This window comes from Psychrobacter sp., from assembly GCF_035469765.1.
GTDB lineage: Bacteria > Pseudomonadota > Gammaproteobacteria > Pseudomonadales > Moraxellaceae > Psychrobacter.
The window spans coordinates 1-2,677 of the sequence record NZ_DATIRM010000166.1; the positions used below are offsets into that span (position 1 = coordinate 1).

At 43.6% G+C, this 2,677-nt stretch carries 3 protein-coding genes; all 3 read left to right on the forward strand.

From position 1 onward, the window contains the following. Positions 1-302: Grx4 family monothiol glutaredoxin (gene grxD / locus VLN09_RS04805; RefSeq protein WP_325244208.1), on the forward strand; the 302-nt coding region annotated here is incomplete at its 5' end. Between the two features lie 196 nt (positions 303-498). Beyond that, the gene (locus VLN09_RS04810; protein ID WP_325244210.1) at positions 499-1,029 is read left to right on the forward strand and encodes a hypothetical protein; all 531 of its coding nucleotides are present in this window, start codon (positions 499-501) and stop codon (positions 1,027-1,029) included. A gap of 297 nt (positions 1,030-1,326) precedes the next feature. After that, positions 1,327-2,677: tRNA uridine-5-carboxymethylaminomethyl(34) synthesis enzyme MnmG (mnmG, locus tag VLN09_RS04815; protein WP_325244212.1), on the forward strand; the 1,351-nt coding region annotated here is incomplete at its 3' end.

Genomic DNA, 2,677 nt, shown 5'->3' on the forward strand with positions numbered 1-2,677 from the left:
TTCGTAACCAAATCAAAGACAATAAAGTCATTCTGTATATGAAAGGCTCACCACAGTTTCCACAGTGTGGTTTTTCTGCCAAGGCGATTGAAGTCTTGACGCAAATTGGTCGCCCATTTGCTTTTGTAAATATTTTAGAAAACCCAGAAATCCGTGCAACGTTACCACAAATCGCTAATTGGCCAACTTTTCCGCAGCTATGGATTGATGGCGAGTTGATGGGTGGTTCTGATATCATTTTACAAATGTATCAATCAGGCGAGCTTAAGCCTTTGGTTGAAGCAAACAGTCCAGCTGCTTAATATCGATTGCACTTTATATTGACGTGTGATGTCTAGATATCTAAGCGCCTAAATCCGAGTAGCCTTATTCAAGGTTGCTCGGATTTTTTATTCTCAATATCTATCGCCGGCAAAGTTGATTGTTTTTGTCAGTTTTATCCCCATATAGGCCTTAATATCAAAGCTAAATAAGCTGAAGCAATAATAAGAGACATCTATGACTCATGAATTAAAAAACAGCCAAGCAACACAAACACAAGATGCCGAACAAGTAGCGATTGAAAAACGTCGTGAGCATCTAAAAAGTGAATCACTACGTATTATTGATATTGCTGCCTGTGAGCCTTATTCAGCACTTAAATGTATCCATCAGTTGAGTGTGGCAGGCGGTGCAACTGAGGCGACGTATGTGGCGATTGAGCAGCGTATCGTCGTTGATCAAGATGCTGCCGGCGCGTATCATTTGGCTTTACTGGCTCAAAATACGCCAGATTTGCCTATTGATGCGCGTCAACTTATTGAGCTAGTGGTCAATAAAGGCGATAACGCTCAGCGTTTAGCATTGCTTAAAAATCTGCACCTGCCGCCCGTTGAGACGATTAAACAGTATATATTGGCGAGTGATGATGGCGATGCGATCGGGCAGATGAACGCCTATTTGCAGATTAATCCAGAAGGCTATGGTAGCCAACATATGCTGGCGAGTGGGCAGGCGGATCGTATTGTGCCACTTAGTCCTGGCAAATAAATGCTGGTAAATAAGCTATAGCAAGCCATTTATATTAAGGTTACGTTTGTTAGGGTATCGGTGTTTATCACAATGCCTTGATAGTTAATCTTAATAGTTTTTCGTATAACGTTTTTTAAATGACAAAAAATTGTTATAATTGACGGTTATCTAACCTATTTTTAATGGCTTGTCTGAGCTGTTATCTCTTTTTAAATTCGACTGACGTTTATTTGCCGGCAGCCATGCTCCCATTTGATGCACGCTATGATAATGGTTTCTGGATAAAAGCAACGTTAAGAGTCAAGTGAGGCATACATGCAATACCCAAAAAATTACGATGTGGTAGTGATCGGCGGCGGTCACGCTGGTACAGAAGCGGCTCTGGCGGCTGCACGTATGGGTGCGCAAACCTTACTGTTGACGCATAATATTGAGACGTTGGGGCAGATGAGTTGTAACCCTGCGATTGGTGGTATTGGTAAATCGCATTTGGTGCGTGAGATTGATGCACTTGGTGGTGCCATGGCACTGGCAACGGATAAATCGGGTATTCAGTTTCGAGTACTTAACAGCCGTAAAGGTGCAGCTGTTCGTGCCACACGTGCGCAAGCGGATCGCATTTTATATAAAGCGGCTATTCGTCATACGCTTGAGAATCAGCCAAATCTTGATATATTCCAACAAGCAGCTGATGATATTTTGGTTGAAAATGGTCGTGCGACGGCAGTTGTTACCGCTACCGGTATTATCTTTAATACGCAAACGGTAGTATTGACCTCAGGTACTTTTTTAGGCGGGGTTATTCATATTGGTCTTGAGAGCTCAAAAGGCGGGCGCGCAGGCGATCAGCCTTCTATTAAGCTTGCTGACCGTTTACGTGAGCTCAAACTACCTGTTGGTCGTTTAAAGACAGGTACTCCAGCACGTATCGATGCTCGTAGTGTCGATTTTAGTGTGATGACAGTACAGCCGGGCGATACACCGCTGCCGGTCATGAGTTATATGGGCGATGTGTCCATGCATCCTGAGCAGGTCAATTGCTATATAACCCATACTAATGCGCGTACCCATGATATTATTCGTGAAAACTTAGATCGCTCACCGATGTTCTCTGGCAAAATCGAAGGGGTAGGTCCACGTTATTGTCCATCTATTGAAGACAAAATCCATCGCTTTGCGGATAAAGACAGCCATCAGATATTTATCGAGCCAGAAGGCTTGACCACGCATGAGCTATATCCGAATGGTATCTCAACCAGCTTACCGTTTGATGTACAGTTAGAATTTATTCATAGTATGAAAGGCCTAGAGAACGCTCATATTACGCGCCCAGGCTATGCGATTGAATATGATTATTTTGATCCGCAAAACCTAAAGCCAACGCTTGAAACCAAGTCGATTGAGCGCTTATATTTTGCTGGTCAAATTAATGGTACTACCGGTTATGAAGAAGCAGGTGTACAAGGTTTATTAGCTGGTACCAATGCCGCACTGGTCACGTGTGAAAACAGTGAGTTTGATGTTTGGACACCGCGCCGTGATGAAGCCTATCTTGGTGTGCTGGTTGATGACTTGATTACGCATGGCACCACTGAACCTTACCGCATGTTTACCAGTCGTGCAGAGTATCGCTTATTGCTGCGTGAAGACAATGCTGATCAACGCT

What these genes read in the sequence shown, in the direction of transcription:
- VLN09_RS04810 (WP_325244210.1), top strand. Translation starts at nt 499, where the DNA reads ATGACTCATGAATTAAAAAACAGCCAAGCAACACAAACACAAGATGCC.